Annotated in this window: 16 protein-coding genes; all 16 read right to left on the bottom strand. The window is 34.9% G+C overall.

Features of this window, described 5'->3' with window-relative positions:
* Positions 1-20 precede the first annotated feature (20 nt).
* Positions 21-380 (bottom strand): hypothetical protein, encoded by a 360-nt coding sequence (locus tag ACTJJ9_RS18020; protein WP_145582595.1) that lies wholly within the window; start codon positions 378-380, stop codon positions 21-23.
* Positions 381-656: 276 nt separating this feature from the next.
* Entirely contained in the window at positions 657-1,448 is a 792-nt protein-coding gene (spo0A, locus tag ACTJJ9_RS18025) for a sporulation transcription factor Spo0A (protein ID WP_095299891.1), read from the bottom strand.
* Positions 1,449-1,745: 297 nt separating this feature from the next.
* Positions 1,746-3,023 carry a SpoIVB peptidase gene (spoIVB, locus tag ACTJJ9_RS18030; protein ID WP_255451930.1) on the bottom strand — a complete coding sequence of 426 codons (1,278 nt, stop codon included), beginning with the start codon at positions 3,021-3,023 and terminating at the stop codon, positions 1,746-1,748.
* 224 nt (positions 3,024-3,247) lie between these two features.
* Positions 3,248-4,948 (bottom strand): DNA repair protein RecN, encoded by a 1,701-nt coding sequence (gene recN, locus ACTJJ9_RS18035; RefSeq protein WP_145582597.1) that lies wholly within the window; start codon positions 4,946-4,948, stop codon positions 3,248-3,250.
* 56 nt (positions 4,949-5,004) lie between these two features.
* Complete coding sequence (gene ahrC, locus ACTJJ9_RS18040; protein WP_095299888.1) at positions 5,005-5,454, bottom strand: transcriptional regulator AhrC/ArgR; 450 nt, start codon at positions 5,452-5,454, stop codon at positions 5,005-5,007.
* 232 nt (positions 5,455-5,686) lie between these two features.
* The gene (locus ACTJJ9_RS18045) at positions 5,687-6,508 is read right to left on the bottom strand and encodes a TlyA family RNA methyltransferase (protein ID WP_145582598.1); all 822 of its coding nucleotides are present in this window, start codon (positions 6,506-6,508) and stop codon (positions 5,687-5,689) included.
* Positions 6,505-8,406, bottom strand: a complete 1,902-nt coding sequence (gene dxs, locus ACTJJ9_RS18050; protein ID WP_145582599.1) for a 1-deoxy-D-xylulose-5-phosphate synthase — start codon at positions 8,404-8,406, stop codon at positions 6,505-6,507. Before dxs ends, ACTJJ9_RS18045 begins: the two co-directional genes overlap by 4 nt.
* 252 nt (positions 8,407-8,658) lie before the next feature.
* Positions 8,659-9,543 carry a polyprenyl synthetase family protein gene (locus ACTJJ9_RS18055; protein ID WP_440768790.1) on the bottom strand — a complete coding sequence of 295 codons (885 nt, stop codon included), beginning with the start codon at positions 9,541-9,543 and terminating at the stop codon, positions 8,659-8,661.
* A complete protein-coding gene (locus ACTJJ9_RS18060) occupies positions 9,540-9,785 on the bottom strand; it encodes an exodeoxyribonuclease VII small subunit (protein ID WP_145582600.1) in 246 nt (81 codons plus the stop codon). Before ACTJJ9_RS18060 ends, ACTJJ9_RS18055 begins: the two co-directional genes overlap by 4 nt.
* Positions 9,778-11,130 (bottom strand): exodeoxyribonuclease VII large subunit, encoded by a 1,353-nt coding sequence (gene xseA, locus ACTJJ9_RS18065; RefSeq protein WP_145582601.1) that lies wholly within the window; start codon positions 11,128-11,130, stop codon positions 9,778-9,780. The genes ACTJJ9_RS18060 and xseA overlap by 8 nt, the downstream gene beginning before the upstream one ends.
* 105 nt (positions 11,131-11,235) lie before the next feature.
* A complete protein-coding gene (gene folD / locus ACTJJ9_RS18070; RefSeq protein ID WP_095299883.1) occupies positions 11,236-12,093 on the bottom strand; it encodes a bifunctional methylenetetrahydrofolate dehydrogenase/methenyltetrahydrofolate cyclohydrolase FolD in 858 nt (285 codons plus the stop codon).
* Between the two features lie 21 nt (positions 12,094-12,114).
* Positions 12,115-12,507: a transcription antitermination factor NusB gene (nusB, locus tag ACTJJ9_RS18075; protein ID WP_095299882.1), complete on the bottom strand. Its 393-nt coding sequence runs from the start codon at positions 12,505-12,507 to the stop codon at positions 12,115-12,117.
* Between the two features lie 307 nt (positions 12,508-12,814).
* The gene (locus ACTJJ9_RS18080; protein ID WP_145582604.1) at positions 12,815-13,198 is read right to left on the bottom strand and encodes an Asp23/Gls24 family envelope stress response protein; all 384 of its coding nucleotides are present in this window, start codon (positions 13,196-13,198) and stop codon (positions 12,815-12,817) included.
* A gap of 49 nt (positions 13,199-13,247) precedes the next feature.
* Entirely contained in the window at positions 13,248-14,600 is a 1,353-nt protein-coding gene (accC, locus tag ACTJJ9_RS18085) for an acetyl-CoA carboxylase biotin carboxylase subunit (protein ID WP_095299881.1), read from the bottom strand.
* Between the two features lie 13 nt (positions 14,601-14,613).
* Entirely contained in the window at positions 14,614-15,111 is a 498-nt protein-coding gene (accB, locus tag ACTJJ9_RS18090; protein ID WP_095299880.1) for an acetyl-CoA carboxylase biotin carboxyl carrier protein, read from the bottom strand.
* 452 nt (positions 15,112-15,563) lie between these two features.
* Positions 15,564-16,893: IS1182 family transposase (locus ACTJJ9_RS18095; RefSeq protein WP_440768791.1), on the bottom strand; the 1,330-nt coding region annotated here is incomplete at its 5' end.

The following is a 16,893-nucleotide window of genomic DNA, read 5'->3' on the forward strand; positions in this document are numbered from 1 at the left end:
ATAAGTCTTGTTTGAACCCATCACCTGTAGGAATGGAAAACTGTCAGGTCCAATGTACTCTCTAATCCCCTTCTAATTTCCTCAACATCTAGTAATGCCTTTTGCTTTCTTTTAGGCTTAATATTTTTGATATTAGATACTGGATTTATTTTTATTTCCCTTTCTGATTCAAATAAGTTGAAAACTACCTTTATATTGCGTAAATAGTTAGCAACAGTAGATTCCGAAATAGATTTATTAAAGTCATGCCTATGATCAGGATGATTTATTTTTCTAGATTTTTCACTTGAAACAACTGTGTACTTTCCTCTTTCTCGTAAATATTTGACATATTGTCTAATGTGTACAGATTTTACTTTGTTGATATCTGTAATTTTCAATTCTTAATCCAAATAAACCCGAAAGAGCTTCAATGTTTGCTCATAGCTCGCTAATGTTTTTCGTGACCAATTCTTTGAATCACAGTAAAATATTAAATTTTCTATTTAAAATTCAATCTTAGACATAGAAAAAACCTCCCTTTTTGGTATTTAACCAATAAATAGGAAGGTTTAACAGTAACCGGTATATAATTAAAAATTAGTTGATAACTTGTGTCAGTTATCCAAATTTTACAATTCACTTCAATCCCTTGACAATACAAGCATCAAGCCCGCTCAGCTAGCCTTATGCTCCAAACGAAGCTTATCCGCAACCATCGCAATAAATTCACTATTTGTCGGCTTAGCTTTTGTCATGCTTACTGTATAACCGAATAAAGACGAAATGGATTCAATATTTCCACGACTCCAAGCGACTTCGATTGCATGGCGGATCGCTCGTTCAACACGTGATGCAGTTGTGTTGTATTTTTTTGCAATGTCTGGATAAAGCACCTTTGTAATCGAACCAAGTAATTCAATGTCATTGTAAACCATTGAGATTGCTTCACGTAAGTATAAATAGCCTTTTATATGTGCTGGTACGCCAATTTCATGAATGATGCTTGTAATGCTTGCATCAAGATTTTTCCCTTTTCCTTGGGATTCATTGGATGTTCTAATTGTCGTACTAGTACGTTTAATTAGAGGTGCTGCATTTCCGCTCACTTGACGTATATGACTAGCTAAGCCTTCCATATCAAATGGTTTTAGAATGAAATAAGCTGCACCAAGATCAACTGCTTTCTTAGTTACATCTTCCTGACCAAAAGCAGTCAGCATAATCACATTTGGTTGTGGACCTTCAAATTGTCTTAGTCTTTCTAAAACACCTAAACCATCTAAATGTGGCATAATAATATCTAATACTAAAACATCTGGAGTTTTATCTTTTAACATTGTTAAACATTCTTGCCCATTATAAGCTAAACCAATTACTTCCATATCATCTTGGCTTGAAAGGTACTCCTCTAGTAACCCTACAAGCTCCCGATTATCATCAACGATACAAACTTTTATTTTGCTCACAAATTTGTCCTCCTCAGTCTCTTTTTGCCAATTTATCTTATATCTATACAGATTATACCTAACAATTTCGACAATGTGAGAAGAATTCCTTTTATTTTTTAAAAAAACTTTAAAAAATGTAGATTATCTCTCTTTTTCTTCAAAACGCTCACTTTTTCGACCAAATATGTCATTTGACAGATTTTATTAAAGTACTTTTGTCGAAAAATCTTTTCTTCTTTATTTTACATAACAATAAAAGAAATTGAAAGCTGTAAAATGAAAAACTGTCAAGAATAACTCTTGACAGTTTTTCATTCAACTTACCTTTTGTTGTTGTTTTTCGTAAATATCGATACCTGCTTCATTTAACATCCATTCGATATGAACGCCATAACCGCTTGTCGGGTCATTAACAAAAACATGTGTTACGGCTCCAATAACTTTTCCATTTTGGATAATTGGACTACCGCTCATTCCCTGTACAATTCCACCGGTTTTTTCTAAAAGTCTTTTATCTGTAATTTTAATGACCATTCCTTTAGTTGCAGGAAATTTTTGTGGAACAGAGCTTACTACTTCTACATCAAATTCTTCCACCTTGTCATTTTCAACGACAGTTAAGATTTTGGCTGGACCTTCTTTTACTTCATTTGAAAGAGCAATTGGTAAAGCTTTATCAATAAGCCCGTTCTTTATCTCTTGATGTAGCTCGCCAAAAATACCGAATGGGCTATTTCGTGTAATATTTCCAATTACTTGTCGATCACCCGAGAATCTCGCAAGCTTCTCACCAGGATTTCCATTGCTCCCCTTTTCGATAGAAGTTACTGTCGAGCGGACAATTTGCCCATCATCAACAACAATTGGTTTTTTCGTATCCATATCAGAAATAACATGTCCTAAAGCTCCATATTTTTTTGATTTAGGATCATAAAACGTCATCGTTCCTATACCTGCTGCTGAGTCTCTAATATATAAACCAATCCGATAGGAACTATCATTTTCATCTTTTAAAGGATATAATTTTGTCTTCACTTCACTATTTTCTCTTTTCAAAACTAATTCGAGAGGCTTACCTGTTTTACCTGCGTCTTGGATAAACGGTGTCACATCACTCATTTGCTCAATTTTTTGGCCATTAATGTTTGTGATTATGTCACCAACCTGTACACCTGCTAGTTCACCAGGTGATTTTTTTCCTTCAGAAGTATTTACTTGGTGATGTCCCACCACCAATACGCCAAGAGTATTTAGTTTTACTCCTATTGATTGCCCACCAGGTATGACCCTGAAATCCGGTAAGACATTAACACCGATTTTTTTTACGGGAAAGCCAGCTAAGTCAAAAACAACTTCTCCTTCACCAGCTTTTTTCCCGTGAACATCAATTGTTTTTCCATCACTATTTTTCTGAACTGTAAACGCCTCTTTTACTTCTTCAGAGGTATTAGCAGGTATTGAACTTTGTACGCTTGCTACCTGTGATTCAAATACAAAGATTTGATTTGGTAATTTAACGTATTCCTTAACTTCTTTAACAAATCCTAAACCCATAAGTGAAACAAGGAGAATTACACCAATTATTTTTCTCATTTTATCTGTCTGCAAAAACCTTCACTCTCCTCGCTCCTAACACACACCACATCTATATATGGCTACAGTTTTAATTTAGCCTTTTGCATGATGATTTATAACAGGAAACATAAGAAAATTAAAGGTTTTCTTTTAAGTATCATGTATATTTGTTGTTTTGCCTCGTTATATTATAATTAGAAAAATGAATAATAATATTAGAAAAAGCCGCCTAATAGCAGCTTTTACCGTTTTGATGTATTTGCTAATTCAAGCAGTTCCTTAGCATGTTCCTTTGAAAGCTCAGTTACTTGAGCACCAGCAATCATTCGTCCGATTTCTTTTATCTTTTCAGTCTCCTCAAGCGGCTTCACACTTGTTTTTGTTCGTCCATCTTTAATTTCCTTTGCAATATAAAGATGTGTATCAGCCATTGCTGCAACTTGAGGAAGATGTGTAATACATAACACCTGTGAACCGTTGGAAACACGATATATTTTTTCAGCTATTGCCTGTGCAACTCGACCGCTTACACCAGTATCAACCTCATCAAATATAATTGACGTAATTCCTTGATGCTGTGAAAAAATACTTTTCATTGCTAACATAATTCTAGAAAGCTCTCCACCTGATGCAGTTTTATTTAATGGTTTTAAAGGTTCTCCTGGATTTGTTGATAAATAAAATTCAACATTGTCAATTCCAGTTGATGTAAATTTTTGTTCAGTATCTGACAGAGGCTTTGTGATAAACTTAACCTCAAAGGTTGTTTTATCCATATAGAGCTCTTTTAATTCTTTATGAATTTCTTCTGTTAATACATTCGCTAATTTCTTTCGAATAATCGTTAAATTATTTGCCTCTAAGACTAAATCCTTTAACACCGAATCAAGCTCTTTTTGTAATTTATTCAGATGGTTATCACGATTTTTAATCGTATCTAACTCTTCTTCAATTTTTGCTGAATAAATTAAAATTTCCTCAACAGATTGTCCATATTTTCGTTTAAGATGGTTTATTTCATTTAAACGACTTTCAACATAATTTAGTCTTTCTGGGTCAAATTCTAATGACTCTAATTCATTTCGCACTTGATATGACAAATCCTCAAGCTGATAATATGCATTTGAAATAACTTCAGATAATTCCTTTAAATTGCTATTTATTGAAGCTATTTCCTCTAAGTTACTCATCGCATGTCCAACCCAATCCAAACCACGATGCTCACCATGTAATGAATTATAGCTATTGTTAAGTGATTCAAAAATTTTTTCAAAATTTGAGATTTGGATTTTTTCTTCCTGTAACAGTTCATCCTCTTTTGGTTGCAAGTTTGCATTCGTAATTTCATCTAATTGAAATTGTAGCAAATCTAATCGATGAGCCATTTCTTGTTCATTCTCTGAAAGCTGCGTAATTTTTTTCCGAAGTGCATCATATTGTTTATATATTTCTAAATAACCTTCTAATGCCTTTGTTATTTTTTGACCACCATATTGATCAAGCAATTTCAAATGATTTTCATCATTCATCAGCTCTTGATTATCATGCTGTCCGTGGATATCGACTAAATATTGTCCTACTTCTCGTAATATAGCGATCGTTACAAGCTTGCCATTAATTCTGCATATACTTTTCCCAGACGTAGTTAAGTCTCTTCTAAGTATAATCATTCCATCATTAACATCAATCCCAAGTTCCTCACACTTCATATAAACAGGATGATCTAATTCATCAATAAGAAATAGCCCCTCAAGCTCTGCTCGTTTTTCACCATAACGTATAAATTCAGCAGAGCCTCTTCCACCTGCTAATAAGTAAATAGCATCGATAATAATGGATTTCCCTGCACCTGTTTCTCCAGTTAAAACCGTAAGACCTTTTTCAAATGAAATCGATAAGGATTCAATAATGGCAAAGTTTTTTATTGATAATTCCGCTAACAAACAGAATCACACCTCTTATTAAAAATTTTCATATATTTAGCTAATGGTATTTTTTGTTATAACATATCCAAAAATCGTTTTGAGATCGTTTCTGTATCCTCTGAAGTGCGACAAATAATTAATATTGTATCATCCCCACAGATCGTTCCTAATACTTCATCCCAATCTAAATTATCTATTAATGCACCAATCGCATTTGCATTGCCCGGAAGAGTTTTCATAACAATCATGTGCCCTGCTGAGTCTATTTTAACAAATGCATCCATTAATGCACGTTTTAATTTTTGTAATGGATTAAACCTTTGATCTGCAGGAAGGCTATATTTGTATCGCCCATCAAGCATAGGTACTTTTACGAGATGTAGTTCTTTAATATCTCGAGATACAGTCGCCTGTGTAACATTAAAGCCCATTTCCTTTAATAAATCCACTAATTCATCTTGAGTTTCAATATCATTGTTTGCAATTATATCTCTAATTTTAATATGACGTTGCCCTTTATTCATTTCAGCACCCCTTTATCAACGATGCATTTTGCATGTTTATACCTTACATCTTATATGAAAAACCAATAAAAGTACAGTTTTATCAAATTTAACACTGTTAATCATGCATAAAGCCATCCATAGTATCGACAGTTCTACTGCATGAATATGTATCTTAATTTGCATGAATATCCCAATTTTTTTCACATTAATTGATAAAAAACAGGAGAATAGCTAAGGCTATTCCCCTGTTTTACAATTGGTTATGTGCTTCCTCAACAATCACACTAGGTGACTTAGAAGAAAGGTCTCTCCCGCCTTCTTCAGTGCCTTCCCAGCGTAAATGCAAAAGAAATTCAATATTACCGTCACCGCCAGTAATCGGAGAAAATGATAAATTCACAAAATCATATCCCTCTGACATCGAAAATTGAATGATTTCCTGTAAAACTTGTTCATGGACTTTTGGATCACGAACAATCCCTTTTTTCCCAACTAATTCCCTACCTGCCTCAAACTGTGGCTTCACTAATGCAACAACATCACTATGTGGCATAAGGATTGTTTTAAGCACCGGTAAGATTAATTTTAAGGAAATAAATGAAACATCTATAGAAGCGAATTCAGGTAGCCCTTTTTTAAAATCTGCAGGTGTTGAGTAACGAAAATTAGTTCGTTCCATTACAACAACACGTTCGTCCTGTCTAAGCTTCCATGCTAATTGATTGTACCCAACATCCACTGCATATGAAAGTTTTACACCATTTTGCAGAGCACAGTCTGTAAACCCACCTGTAGAGGAACCAATATCAATCATAATCTTATCAGCTAAATACACATCAAAGACCTTTAATGCTTTTTCTAGCTTTAATCCGCCTCTACTCACATAAGGTAACGTATTACCTTTAATCGTAAGAACAAGATCGCGTGAAACCTTTTCGCCTGGTTTATCAAGTCGTTCCTCATTCCCATAAACAATCCCAGCCATGATCGCTCTTTTTGCCTTTTCTCTCGATTCAAATAAGCCGTTCTCGACTAATAGGATATCTAATCTTTCCTTTTTGCTATTACTCATGATTTTAATACTCTTTTCTCCTTTGTCGGAATCATTGATGTTAATGTTTCAATGACATTTTCTGTCGTCATGCCAATCTCCTCTAACAATTTCGAAACACTTCCATGTTCAATGAATCGATCCGGAATTCCGATTCGAGAAATCAATGCTTGAACATAATGGTTTTCTTGTGCAAATTCTAGGACTGCACTACCAAAACCACCTTGTAAAATAGCCTCTTCAATCGTTAAAACTGGAATACCCTCTAAGAAGATGTCATGTAGCATTTTTTCATCCATTGGCTTTATAAATCGTGCATTAACAACCCGAATAGATAGACCACGTCTTGCCATTTCTTCTGCTGCTTCTAATGCCATCTCAATCGTTGTACCAAAGGTTAAAATTACAGCATCTGTGCCATCTCTTAAAACTTCCCATGTACCGATAGGGATTTCTTTTAGCTCTTCATCCATCTTTACACCAAGTCCATTTCCACGAGCATAGCGCATAGCAATCGGACCATCATCGTATTTAAGGGCAGTATTAACTAAATGTTGCCCTTCATTTTCATCTTTGGCCATCATCAGTACCATGTTTGGAATATGTCTTAAAAAGGCAATATCAAACACACCTTGATGTGTCTCGCCATCTGCACCAACAAGTCCTGCTCGATCAATTCCGATAAATACATTTAAGTTTTGTCGACAAATATCATGTAAAACTTGGTCATATGCACGTTGTAGAAACGTAGAATAAATCGCCAGGAATGGCTTCATATTTTGCGTCGCTAAGCCAGCTGCTAACGTTGTAGCATGCTGTTCAGCAATCCCAACATCAAACATGCGATCAGGGAACTCTTCAGCAAATCCTTCAAGCTTAGAACCAACAGGCATAGCTGGGGTAATAGCAACAATACGTTTATCTTCTCGTGCTAGCTTTCTGACTGTTTCACTAACTAGTTTACTCCAAGCTGGCCCTACTACTTTAGGTTTAACAAAATCACCTGTTTCAATCTTATATGGACCTGTACCATGCCAAGTACCAACTTTATCAGTCTCAGCAGGCTGATACCCTTTCCCTTTTTTTGTAATAACATGAAGAAGCACTGGGCCTTTTGTTTTTTTAGCATATTGGAGATTTTCAAATAAATCTTCATAATTATGCCCATCAACTGGACCTAAATAGGTGAATCCTAATTCCTCAAAAAATACACCTGAAACAAGCATATATTTTAAGCTATCCTTTAATCTTTCAGCTGTTGATGCTAATCTCCCACCTACAGCAGGGATTTTCTTTAATATATATTCGAGTTCATCCTTAACCCAATGGTATTTTCCAGCAGTTCGTAATCGACCTAAAACATTGTGCAATGCACCTACATTTGGCGCAATTGACATTTCATTATCATTAAGGACTACAATCATATCCTTCTTCTCATCACCGATATGATTCAATGCTTCTAAAGCCATACCACCCGTTAGGGCACCATCGCCAATTATTGGAATAATATGTTCTTTTGTTTTTTTAATATCCCGAGCAATCGCCATCCCCATAGCCGCCGACAAGGAGGTTGAACTATGACCGGTTTCCCACACATCATGTTCTGATTCGTTTCTCTTCGGGAATCCACATAACCCTTTATATTGACGTAAAGTATCAAATTCTTTAGCACGACCAGTTAAAATTTTATGAACATATGATTGGTGACCAACATCCCAAATAAATTTATCCTTTGGGCTATCGAATACTTTATGTAAAGCGATTGTTAGCTCAACAACACCAAGGTTTGGCCCAATATGTCCACCTGTTTCAGAAAGTTTATTGATTAAAAATTGACGGATCTCTGCGCTTAACTGTTCAAGCTCATTATTTGATAGTTTTTTTAGAAAACGCGGGTTTTTTATTGATAGAAGATCCAAATGGATCACTCACTTTCGGTTCAGTTTGATTCTATAATACGTATTTGATCTATTATTACTAGTCTTATCTATTTATTTTATCGTAAACTTCATTTATTGAAAACGAATAATTATTTTTAGTTTCTTTTACGTGTAGAAAAAAAACTTACCATATAATATTAGTGGTGACAATATATAATCATACTTTGGTCTATTTATAGAACAAAAACCGCTGCCAAACGGAAACGGTTTTGTTCCTCATTTTATTTTAAATTAATGATTACGCGTTGCCATTAAATCACAAATCTCTATTAACAAATCTGATTTTACAGATAAACTGTTTAATAACGATTTCGCTTCTTTAATATGACTATCTAGTTTTTCTTTAGCACCATCGATTGTTAAGATTGATGGATATGTTGTTTTTTCATTTAAGATATCTGAACCAATTGGTTTACCAATTAGCTCTTGCTGTCCCTCTATATCTAAAATGTCATCACGTATTTGAAATGCAATTCCAAGATGATAAGCAAATGTTCTTAATTTCTCAATATCATCTTCAGGTGCATCAGCTAAAATAGCTCCTGAAACAATTGAAAAACCTAGTAGCTTTGCTGTTTTATGTTCATGAATATATTGTAATTGCTCTAAGGAAAGACTTTTAGCTTCCCCCTCCATATCCGCTACTTGCCCTCCGACCATTCCTTCTACACCAGCAGCATACACTAATTCGGAAATAATCCGAAGCCTTTTCTCTGGTGAAGGTTTCGAATCATTTACTATTAATGAAAAGCTTTGGGTAAGCAACCCATCACCTGCAAGTACAGCCATCGCTTCACCGAATACCTTGTGATTAGTAGGCTTTCCTCGGCGTAAATCATCGTCATCCATACATGGTAAATCATCATGTATTAGCGAATAAGTATGAATCATTTCCACTGCACAAGCTGTAGAAATCCCAATGTCTTCTTGTTTGTTATAAGTATGTAGCAAAGCTAATACAAGGATAGGACGCAGCCTTTTCCCTCCAGCTTCTAATGAATAGAGCATTGCATCTTTTAACAAATCTGGAGTGTTTAAGCTCTCAACATAACTTGACATCGCCACTTCAATTTTCTCTTTACTCTGATCTAAAAAATCACTTAATTTCATCTTCAAGATTTATCTTCCTCCTGAAGTTCAAATGGCTTCAACTCTCCATCATCTCTTAAAATATAATCCATTTGTTTTTCAACATGTTGCAACTTATCATTACATATTTTAGAAAGTTCCATTCCTTTTTGGAAATATTCGATAGCTTTTTCTAACGGTACATCGCCTTCTTCTAATTTACCGACAATTTCTTCTAATTGCTGCATAGCTGCTTCGAAGCTAATTTCAGATTGAATTTCTTTACTCATTAACAGTTCGCTCCTCTATACCCTTTACTTGACAGTCAATTTTTCCATCCATAAATTGAACCTTTATCTGTTGATCAATTTTTAATTGGTCTACACTTTTTATCAGCTTATCATCCTGATAGACAAGGCTATATCCGCGTTCCATAACCTTTAAAGGACTTAAAGCACTTAATTTTGCTATCATTTGTTGAAATTGAGCATCTTTTTCTGATAAAACTGCTTTCATTTCTCGATTTAATAAATTCACTAACGTACGATACGCATCCTTTGACCGGTTAATTTGCTCTTTTGGATGTACGTTCTTCAAGCGATTATTAATGCTTATATAAGCGTCTTTTTTAGATGAAATTGCCCTTTGTCCATCTTTAAAAAGTCGTTCAACTATTATATCTAGCTGCTGCTCCTTTTGTAAATATAATTGTTTTGGATATCGAAACGCATAGGAAGTTTGAAAGTGTTTTAATCTTTCCCTTTTTGAGGAGACTTTTTCTTGCATCGTTCTTTTTAATCTATTCTTCCTATCTAAAAGGCGATCTAACAATTCTGAAAAGTGGGGTACAGCCATTTCGGCAGCACCTGTAGGCGTAGGAGCTCGCAAATCTGCGACAAAGTCTGCAATGGTAAAATCTGTTTCATGACCAACGGCAGAAATAATAGGAACAGAAGAAGCAAATATTTCTCTTGCAACAATTTCTTCATTAAATGCCCACAGCTCCTCAATCGAACCACCACCACGGCCAACAATTAATACATCCATTCCCTCTATTTGATTTGCACGTTTTATTGCTTTTACGATCGACTCTTTTGCATGATCCCCTTGTACAAGGGCTGGTATAAGAATTATTTTTGCAAGTGGGTAACGTCGATGAATTGTTGTCATAATATCTCTGATGGCTGCACCAGTTGGAGATGTAATAACTCCTACTTGATTAGGAAATTTCGGTATTGGTTTTTTATGAATCGGGTCAAATAACCCTTCCTTTTGCAAAGTGTTTTTTAATTCTTCATATGCTAAATAAAGGCTGCCAATTCCATCAGGCTGCATTTCTTTTACATATACTTGATACCCTCCACTTTGTTCATAAACCGTTATTTCCCCTCTAATTAAAACCTTCATTCCATTTCCGGGTTTGAATTTTAAAGACTTGTTAGCCCCAGCAAACATTACAGCCTGGATTCTTGCCTTTTCATCCTTAAGAGTAAAATACATATGTCCACGGCTATGTAGATTAAAATTAGAAAGTTCCCCTTTTATCCAAATATCTGATAAGTGAGGATCAACATCAAATTTTCGCTTTATATATTTTGTTAATGCTGTAACAGTTACATATTTTATTTCGCTCATAAAACAACCTCCTTATTCCGTTCTAATACCTAATGAAGGAAAGGACGGAGCAACTACCCCGTCCACAACATCATATAGCTTTTTTTATTCAAACGTACAAGAGGTTTATTTTCTATTCAAAAATTGCTTAGCAGACTGAACAGTATTATGTGCTAACATTGTAATTGTCATTGGACCAACCCCACCTGGAACTGGTGTTACGTAGCTTGCAATCTCTTTTGCTTCATCAAATACTACATCACCACATAATTTACCATTGTCAAGTCTATTCACACCAACATCGATAACAACTGCACCTTGTTTTATATCAGAGCCTTTAATAAAGTTAGCCCGTCCAACAGCAGCGACAAGGATATCTGCTTCCTTAGTATAGGAAGATAAATTATTTGTTTTGGAATGACAATATGTTACGGTTGCATGCTCATTTAAAAGGAGCTGTCCAACAGGTTTACCAACAATATTACTTCTACCGACAACTACAACATTTTTACCAGCGATTTCTACACCTACAGATTTAATCATCTCAACAATCCCTGCTGGTGTACAAGGAAGAAATGTTTCTTGCCCTGTCATCATTCGACCAATGTTAATTGGATGGAAACCATCAACATCCTTTAAAGGAGAAATCTTTTCAACAACCGCTGTTTCATTGATATGATCAGGTAAAGGTAGTTGAACTAATATTCCATGGTATTCATCATTATTATTATAACTTTCAATAACATCTAGAAGCTCTTTTTCAGTTAAGGTTGATGGGAAATGCTCTAATTTAAAGCCAACTCCTATTTCTTCAGATGCTTTTTGCTTTCCCCGAATATATGAAACTGATGCAGGATTATCCCCAACTAAGATAACAACAAGCTTAGGAAGTAATCCTTTTGCTTTTATCTGTTCTACTTCCTTAGCTAGTTCACTTCTCTTTTGTTGTGATAATTGTTTTCCATCAATAATTGTTGCAACCATACCTATTTCCTCCTCTAAATATCAATTTTCTATGTCTTTTTTTATTTTAGAAAGAACACCATTGATAAATTTACTTGATTGTTCATCTCCAAAGGCTTTAGCCAATTCAACTGCCTCATCTAGTGTGACATTCGCTGGGATATCGTGTTCATACTTTAATTCGTAAACAGCCATACGTAATATCGTTTTATCAATATTTGCCAATCGATCAATTGTCCAATTCACAAGATGTGGAGTTATTAGCTCATCAAGTTCTTTTTCATGCTCAATTGTGCCAAAAACAAGAGACTCCATAAATTGATCAGACTTTTGCTCGTCCAACGCATGTACGATTGCTTCATTTGGATCCGTTTTACTTACATTTACTTGAAATAATGCCTGAAGTGCCTTTTCTCTCGCTGTTCTACGTTTCATTCTTTCTTGCTCCTTTAATATATAAAAATTATCTCGAATGTCATAACGTGATCATACCATATCTACTGGTTAGATTCATGTAAAATATCACTTTTTTTATGTATTTTCCGAATAAAAAGCACCTACATCGTTTTAAACATTCGTAATTTTTCGTAATCCTCTATTATCAATATAACCAGACCTACGATTCTTTAACAATGATAATTTTACATTTATCGATATATTTAAAAAAACCAAAGGGAATGAACCCTCTGGTTTTATCTTTCACCCTAGAGTAGACGAGTATAAACAAACTCATCAACAAAAATTACATTTCTTGATCTACTTCTGTTTCTTGTGTTTTTGATTCAAACTGTACACCAACAACATGAATATTAACCTCATTCACTTCTAAAGCAGTCATGTTAAGTAGTGCTTGACGAATATTATCTTGGACTTTTTGGGCTACAGAAGGAATTGATACACCGAAAATCATTACACAATATACATCAATAATGATCCCTTCTTCGGATAAGTCAACTTTTACACCTTTACCGTGATTCTTTTTCCCAAGTCTTTCAGCAACACCTGCAGCAAAATTCCCTCTCATTGAGGCAACTCCCTCAATTTCAGATGCTGCAATACCAGCAATGACCTCAATAACTTCAGGAGCGATCTCCACTTTACCTAAACCATTATAATCTTGATTCATTTCTAAAACATTATTGGTTTCTTTCAAAAGTCAGCACCTCCAATTAATTTTATGAATCCATGACCTTATACATTTCTAAAAACTTCGTGTTAAAATCACCTGAAACAAATTTTTCATGCTCAAGAAGTCTTAAATGAAACGGAATTGTTGTAGAAACACCTTCAATAACAAATTCACTTAACGCACGTTTCATTCGAGAAATCGCTTCTTCTCTAGTCGCACCATATGTAATCAGTTTAGCAATCATTGAGTCATAAAACGGTGGAATAGAATATCCAGGATATGCCGCTGAATCTACTCTAACACCTAGACCGCCAGGCGGCAAGTACATCTCTATTTTCCCTGGAGATGGCATAAAATTCTTTTCAGGATTTTCAGCATTTATTCGACATTCAATAGCCCATCCATTAAAAACAACTTCATCTTGTGTAACTGATAACTTTTCTCCAGAAGCAACTCTAATTTGCTCTTTAATTAAATCAATACCTGTTACCATCTCAGTAACCGGATGTTCTACTTGAATTCGCGTATTCATTTCCATGAAATAAAATTTCTTATTGATATGGTCAAATATAAATTCAACTGTACCTGCACCAGTATAATTAACAGCTGCAGCAGCCTTAACAGCAGCTTCCCCCATTTGCTCACGAATTGATTCATCTAAAGCAGGGGATGGAGTTTCTTCTAATAACTTTTGCAGACGTCGCTGAATAGAGCAATCACGTTCACCTAAGTGAATAACATTTCCAAAGGAATCAGCTAATACTTGAATTTCGACGTGACGAAAATCTTCAATATATTTTTCAATATAAACACCTGGATTTCCAAATGCTGTTGCAGCTTCTTGTTGAGTAATTTCTATTCCTTTAATTAAAGCTTCTTCATCATGAGCAACGCGAATACCCTTTCCGCCGCCACCAGCTGTAGCCTTTATAATTACAGGATAGCCCATTTCATTGGCCAATTGCTTTGCTTGATCGACATTTTCAATAATTCCTCGTGAGCCAGGTACAATTGGCACTCCAGCTTCACGCATTGTTTCTCTTGCAACATCCTTTGTTCCCATCTTCGAAATTGCATCAGCACTAGGTCCGACAAAGATAATATTGCACTCTTTACATAGTTCAGCAAAATCGGCATTTTCCGCTAAAAATCCATAGCCTGGGTGGATAGCATCACTGCCAGTTAACATTGCTACACTAATAATATTTGTAAAATTTAAATAGCTATCTCTTGAAGATGTAGGTCCAATACAGTATGCTTCATCTGCAAGCTGGACATGTAAGGCCTCTCTGTCTGCTTCCGAAAAAACAGCAACCGTTTCTATATCAAGTTCTTTACATGCTCGAATAATTCGAACAGCTATTTCTCCTCGATTAGCAATTAATAGTTTCTTTATCATGATTAATAGCTCCTTACTCTGGCTTTACAAGGAATAAAGGTTGACCGTACTCGACAAGTTGTCCATTTTGAACAAGAACTTCAACGATTTCACCCTTCACTTCTGCTTCAATTTCATTAAATAACTTCATAGCCTCTACAATACAAACAACTGTATCATTTGTAACCTTTGAGCCTACTTCTACATAGTTACCAGCTTCAGGTGAGGATGCTGAATAAAATGTCCCAACCATTGGGGATACAATTTTATGTAAATTTGCTGTATCAGCCTTTGTAGATTCACCTACTGATTCTTGGACAGGAGTCTCAACAATTGGTGCTTGATTTTGCACAACTTGAGGTTGGATCGCTTCCTGTACTGGTGAAGAAACTACATTGCGAACAATCGTTTCAACTTCTTGTTGTTGTTTTTTTAATTTTAACTTTGAACCCTCGTGTTCAAATGAAAATTCATGAATAGAAGATTGATCAATAAGTTTAATAATTTCTCTAATTTCTTGTATTTTTAGCATGCTTAGGCACCCCTTAATCATATGATCATGCATGAGTAAACATGATCGTAAAATTTATAATCTAGTACTAAAAGTTAGTCTCATAATTACATCTTACGATAAGTTATATAAGAAATTCAACCATTACTATTAACTCCAACTTCTACACCTAGGATAAAATACTTGTTATTCCTATATTTTTTCATTATATACTCACACTAAATTTTTTTCACATTTGGAAATGCGAACGATAATGATCCCCTTTATTATTTACTGCAAACATTTTCACTGGATTAGTCATCTTACTATGTTAAATAATAATATAAAAAGGTCAATCCTCCAAAGGATTGACCTCAGATTGAAGACAAAAGGCATTTGGGAAAGCTTTCTTTCCCAAATGCCTTTTTGATTTTTGAATTTCTTCTTAGAATCTATCTTAAAAATATGTGTAAATTACCTATTATTCATATTTTTCATGCCATTTTTGGACTTCCCCAAGTCCAATTGGCTAATTTCTTAAGATTTATTGCAGCAAAAGTTAGCATCGCCTGCATGGACAATTTTTTAAGTCCCCGTAGGGTTGTCCATCGCATACCATGCTTTTCTTTTGCATCTGCAAAGACTCGTTCAATGGATTCTTTTCGACGTGCATATATTTCTTTTACTTCTTGTTTATGACGAAGGTGTTCGGCTTCTTCTAAATAGTCTTCCCAGATATGGCGTTGGATTAACTTTTGATGATTTTGACTCTGAGTACACTGTTCTAGTAAAGGACACTTTGAACACTTCAAGGGATTGGATTTGTACTGCCGATATCCTTCCTTCGTGGTTGTTGTGTATGATAATATCTCTCCTTGCGGACAGATATAGCAATTATAGTGCTCATCATAAACGTATTCATGTTTACGGATGAACCCTTCCTTTGTTTTTGGTCGAGTATAAGGAAGTGCAGGAGTGATGCCATTCTCTATAAGAAAATTACAAATTGCAGGAGTCTTATATGCCGCGTCAGCAGCAACAGCTAAAGGTTTCTTTACTTTATCCATTATTTTCTCTACTAATGGTTGAAGCATATGACTATCATGAATGTTTCCTGGCGTTACAATGGAGCCTAACACAAAACCATTCCGGTCAGTAGCAGCATGAAAAGAATAAGCAAACTGTTTTGTCCTTTCATCTTTTACGTAGTACCCACTTTCAGGGTCAGTAGTACTTTCCTTAATCTCCTTTCTCTCTTCCTTTTCAAACTTTTCAGGTGGAAAAGGTTTCTTTCCGTTATCAATACGGTCTTGATTTAATTCAGCCTGAAGTTTCGCTTCATAAGCTCGAGTTTCTTTTCTTACTGTTTTCTTTTCAAATTTACGTTTATTAGCACTAGCTTTAACATGAGTTGAATCAATAAATACATGATCTGCGCTCAATAAACCTTTATCTGTAATCTCTTTTAGAATACGATAAAAGATTTGCTCAAATAGATCGGTTTCTTTAAAACGACGCTCATAATTCTTACCGAAGGTAGAGAAGTGAGGAACTTCTGTATAAAAACCGAATCCCAAGAACCAGCGATATGCAACATTTGTTTCAATTTCTTTAATGGTTTGCCTCATAGAGCGTATACCAAATACATATTGAATAAATGTCATTTTAATCAATACAACAGGATCAATACTCGGACGGCCTAGTCTTGAATAGAGTTTTTCAACCAATGGATAAATGAAGGAGAAATCAATAGCAGATTCAATTTTACGCACCAAATGATCTTGTGGTACTAATTGGTCAATTGCGATTACTTCTAACTGATCT

It is taken from the genome of Metabacillus sp. 22489 (assembly GCF_052044855.1).
Lineage (GTDB): Bacteria > Bacillota > Bacilli > Bacillales > Bacillaceae > Metabacillus > Metabacillus niabensis.

Coding starts and splice junctions, on each gene's coding strand:
- spoIVB (WP_255451930.1), bottom strand. CDS start 3,023: ATGAGAAAAATAATTGGTGTAATTCTCCTTGTTTCACTTATGGGTTTA.
- ahrC (WP_095299888.1), bottom strand. CDS start 5,454: ATGAATAAAGGGCAACGTCATATTAAAATTAGAGATATAATTGCAAAC.
- ACTJJ9_RS18045 (WP_145582598.1), bottom strand. CDS start 6,508: ATGAGTAATAGCAAAAAGGAAAGATTAGATATCCTATTAGTCGAGAAC.
- ACTJJ9_RS18060 (WP_145582600.1), bottom strand. CDS start 9,785: ATGAGTAAAGAAATTCAATCTGAAATTAGCTTCGAAGCAGCTATGCAG.
- xseA (WP_145582601.1), bottom strand. CDS start 11,130: ATGAGCGAAATAAAATATGTAACTGTTACAGCATTAACAAAATATATA.
- folD (WP_095299883.1), bottom strand. CDS start 12,093: ATGGTTGCAACAATTATTGATGGAAAACAATTATCACAACAAAAGAGA.
- nusB (WP_095299882.1), bottom strand. CDS start 12,507: ATGAAACGTAGAACAGCGAGAGAAAAGGCACTTCAGGCATTATTTCAA.
- ACTJJ9_RS18080 (WP_145582604.1), bottom strand. CDS start 13,198: ATGAATCAAGATTATAATGGTTTAGGTAAAGTGGAGATCGCTCCTGAA.
- accC (WP_095299881.1), bottom strand. CDS start 14,600: ATGATAAAGAAACTATTAATTGCTAATCGAGGAGAAATAGCTGTTCGA.
- accB (WP_095299880.1), bottom strand. CDS start 15,111: ATGCTAAAAATACAAGAAATTAGAGAAATTATTAAACTTATTGATCAA.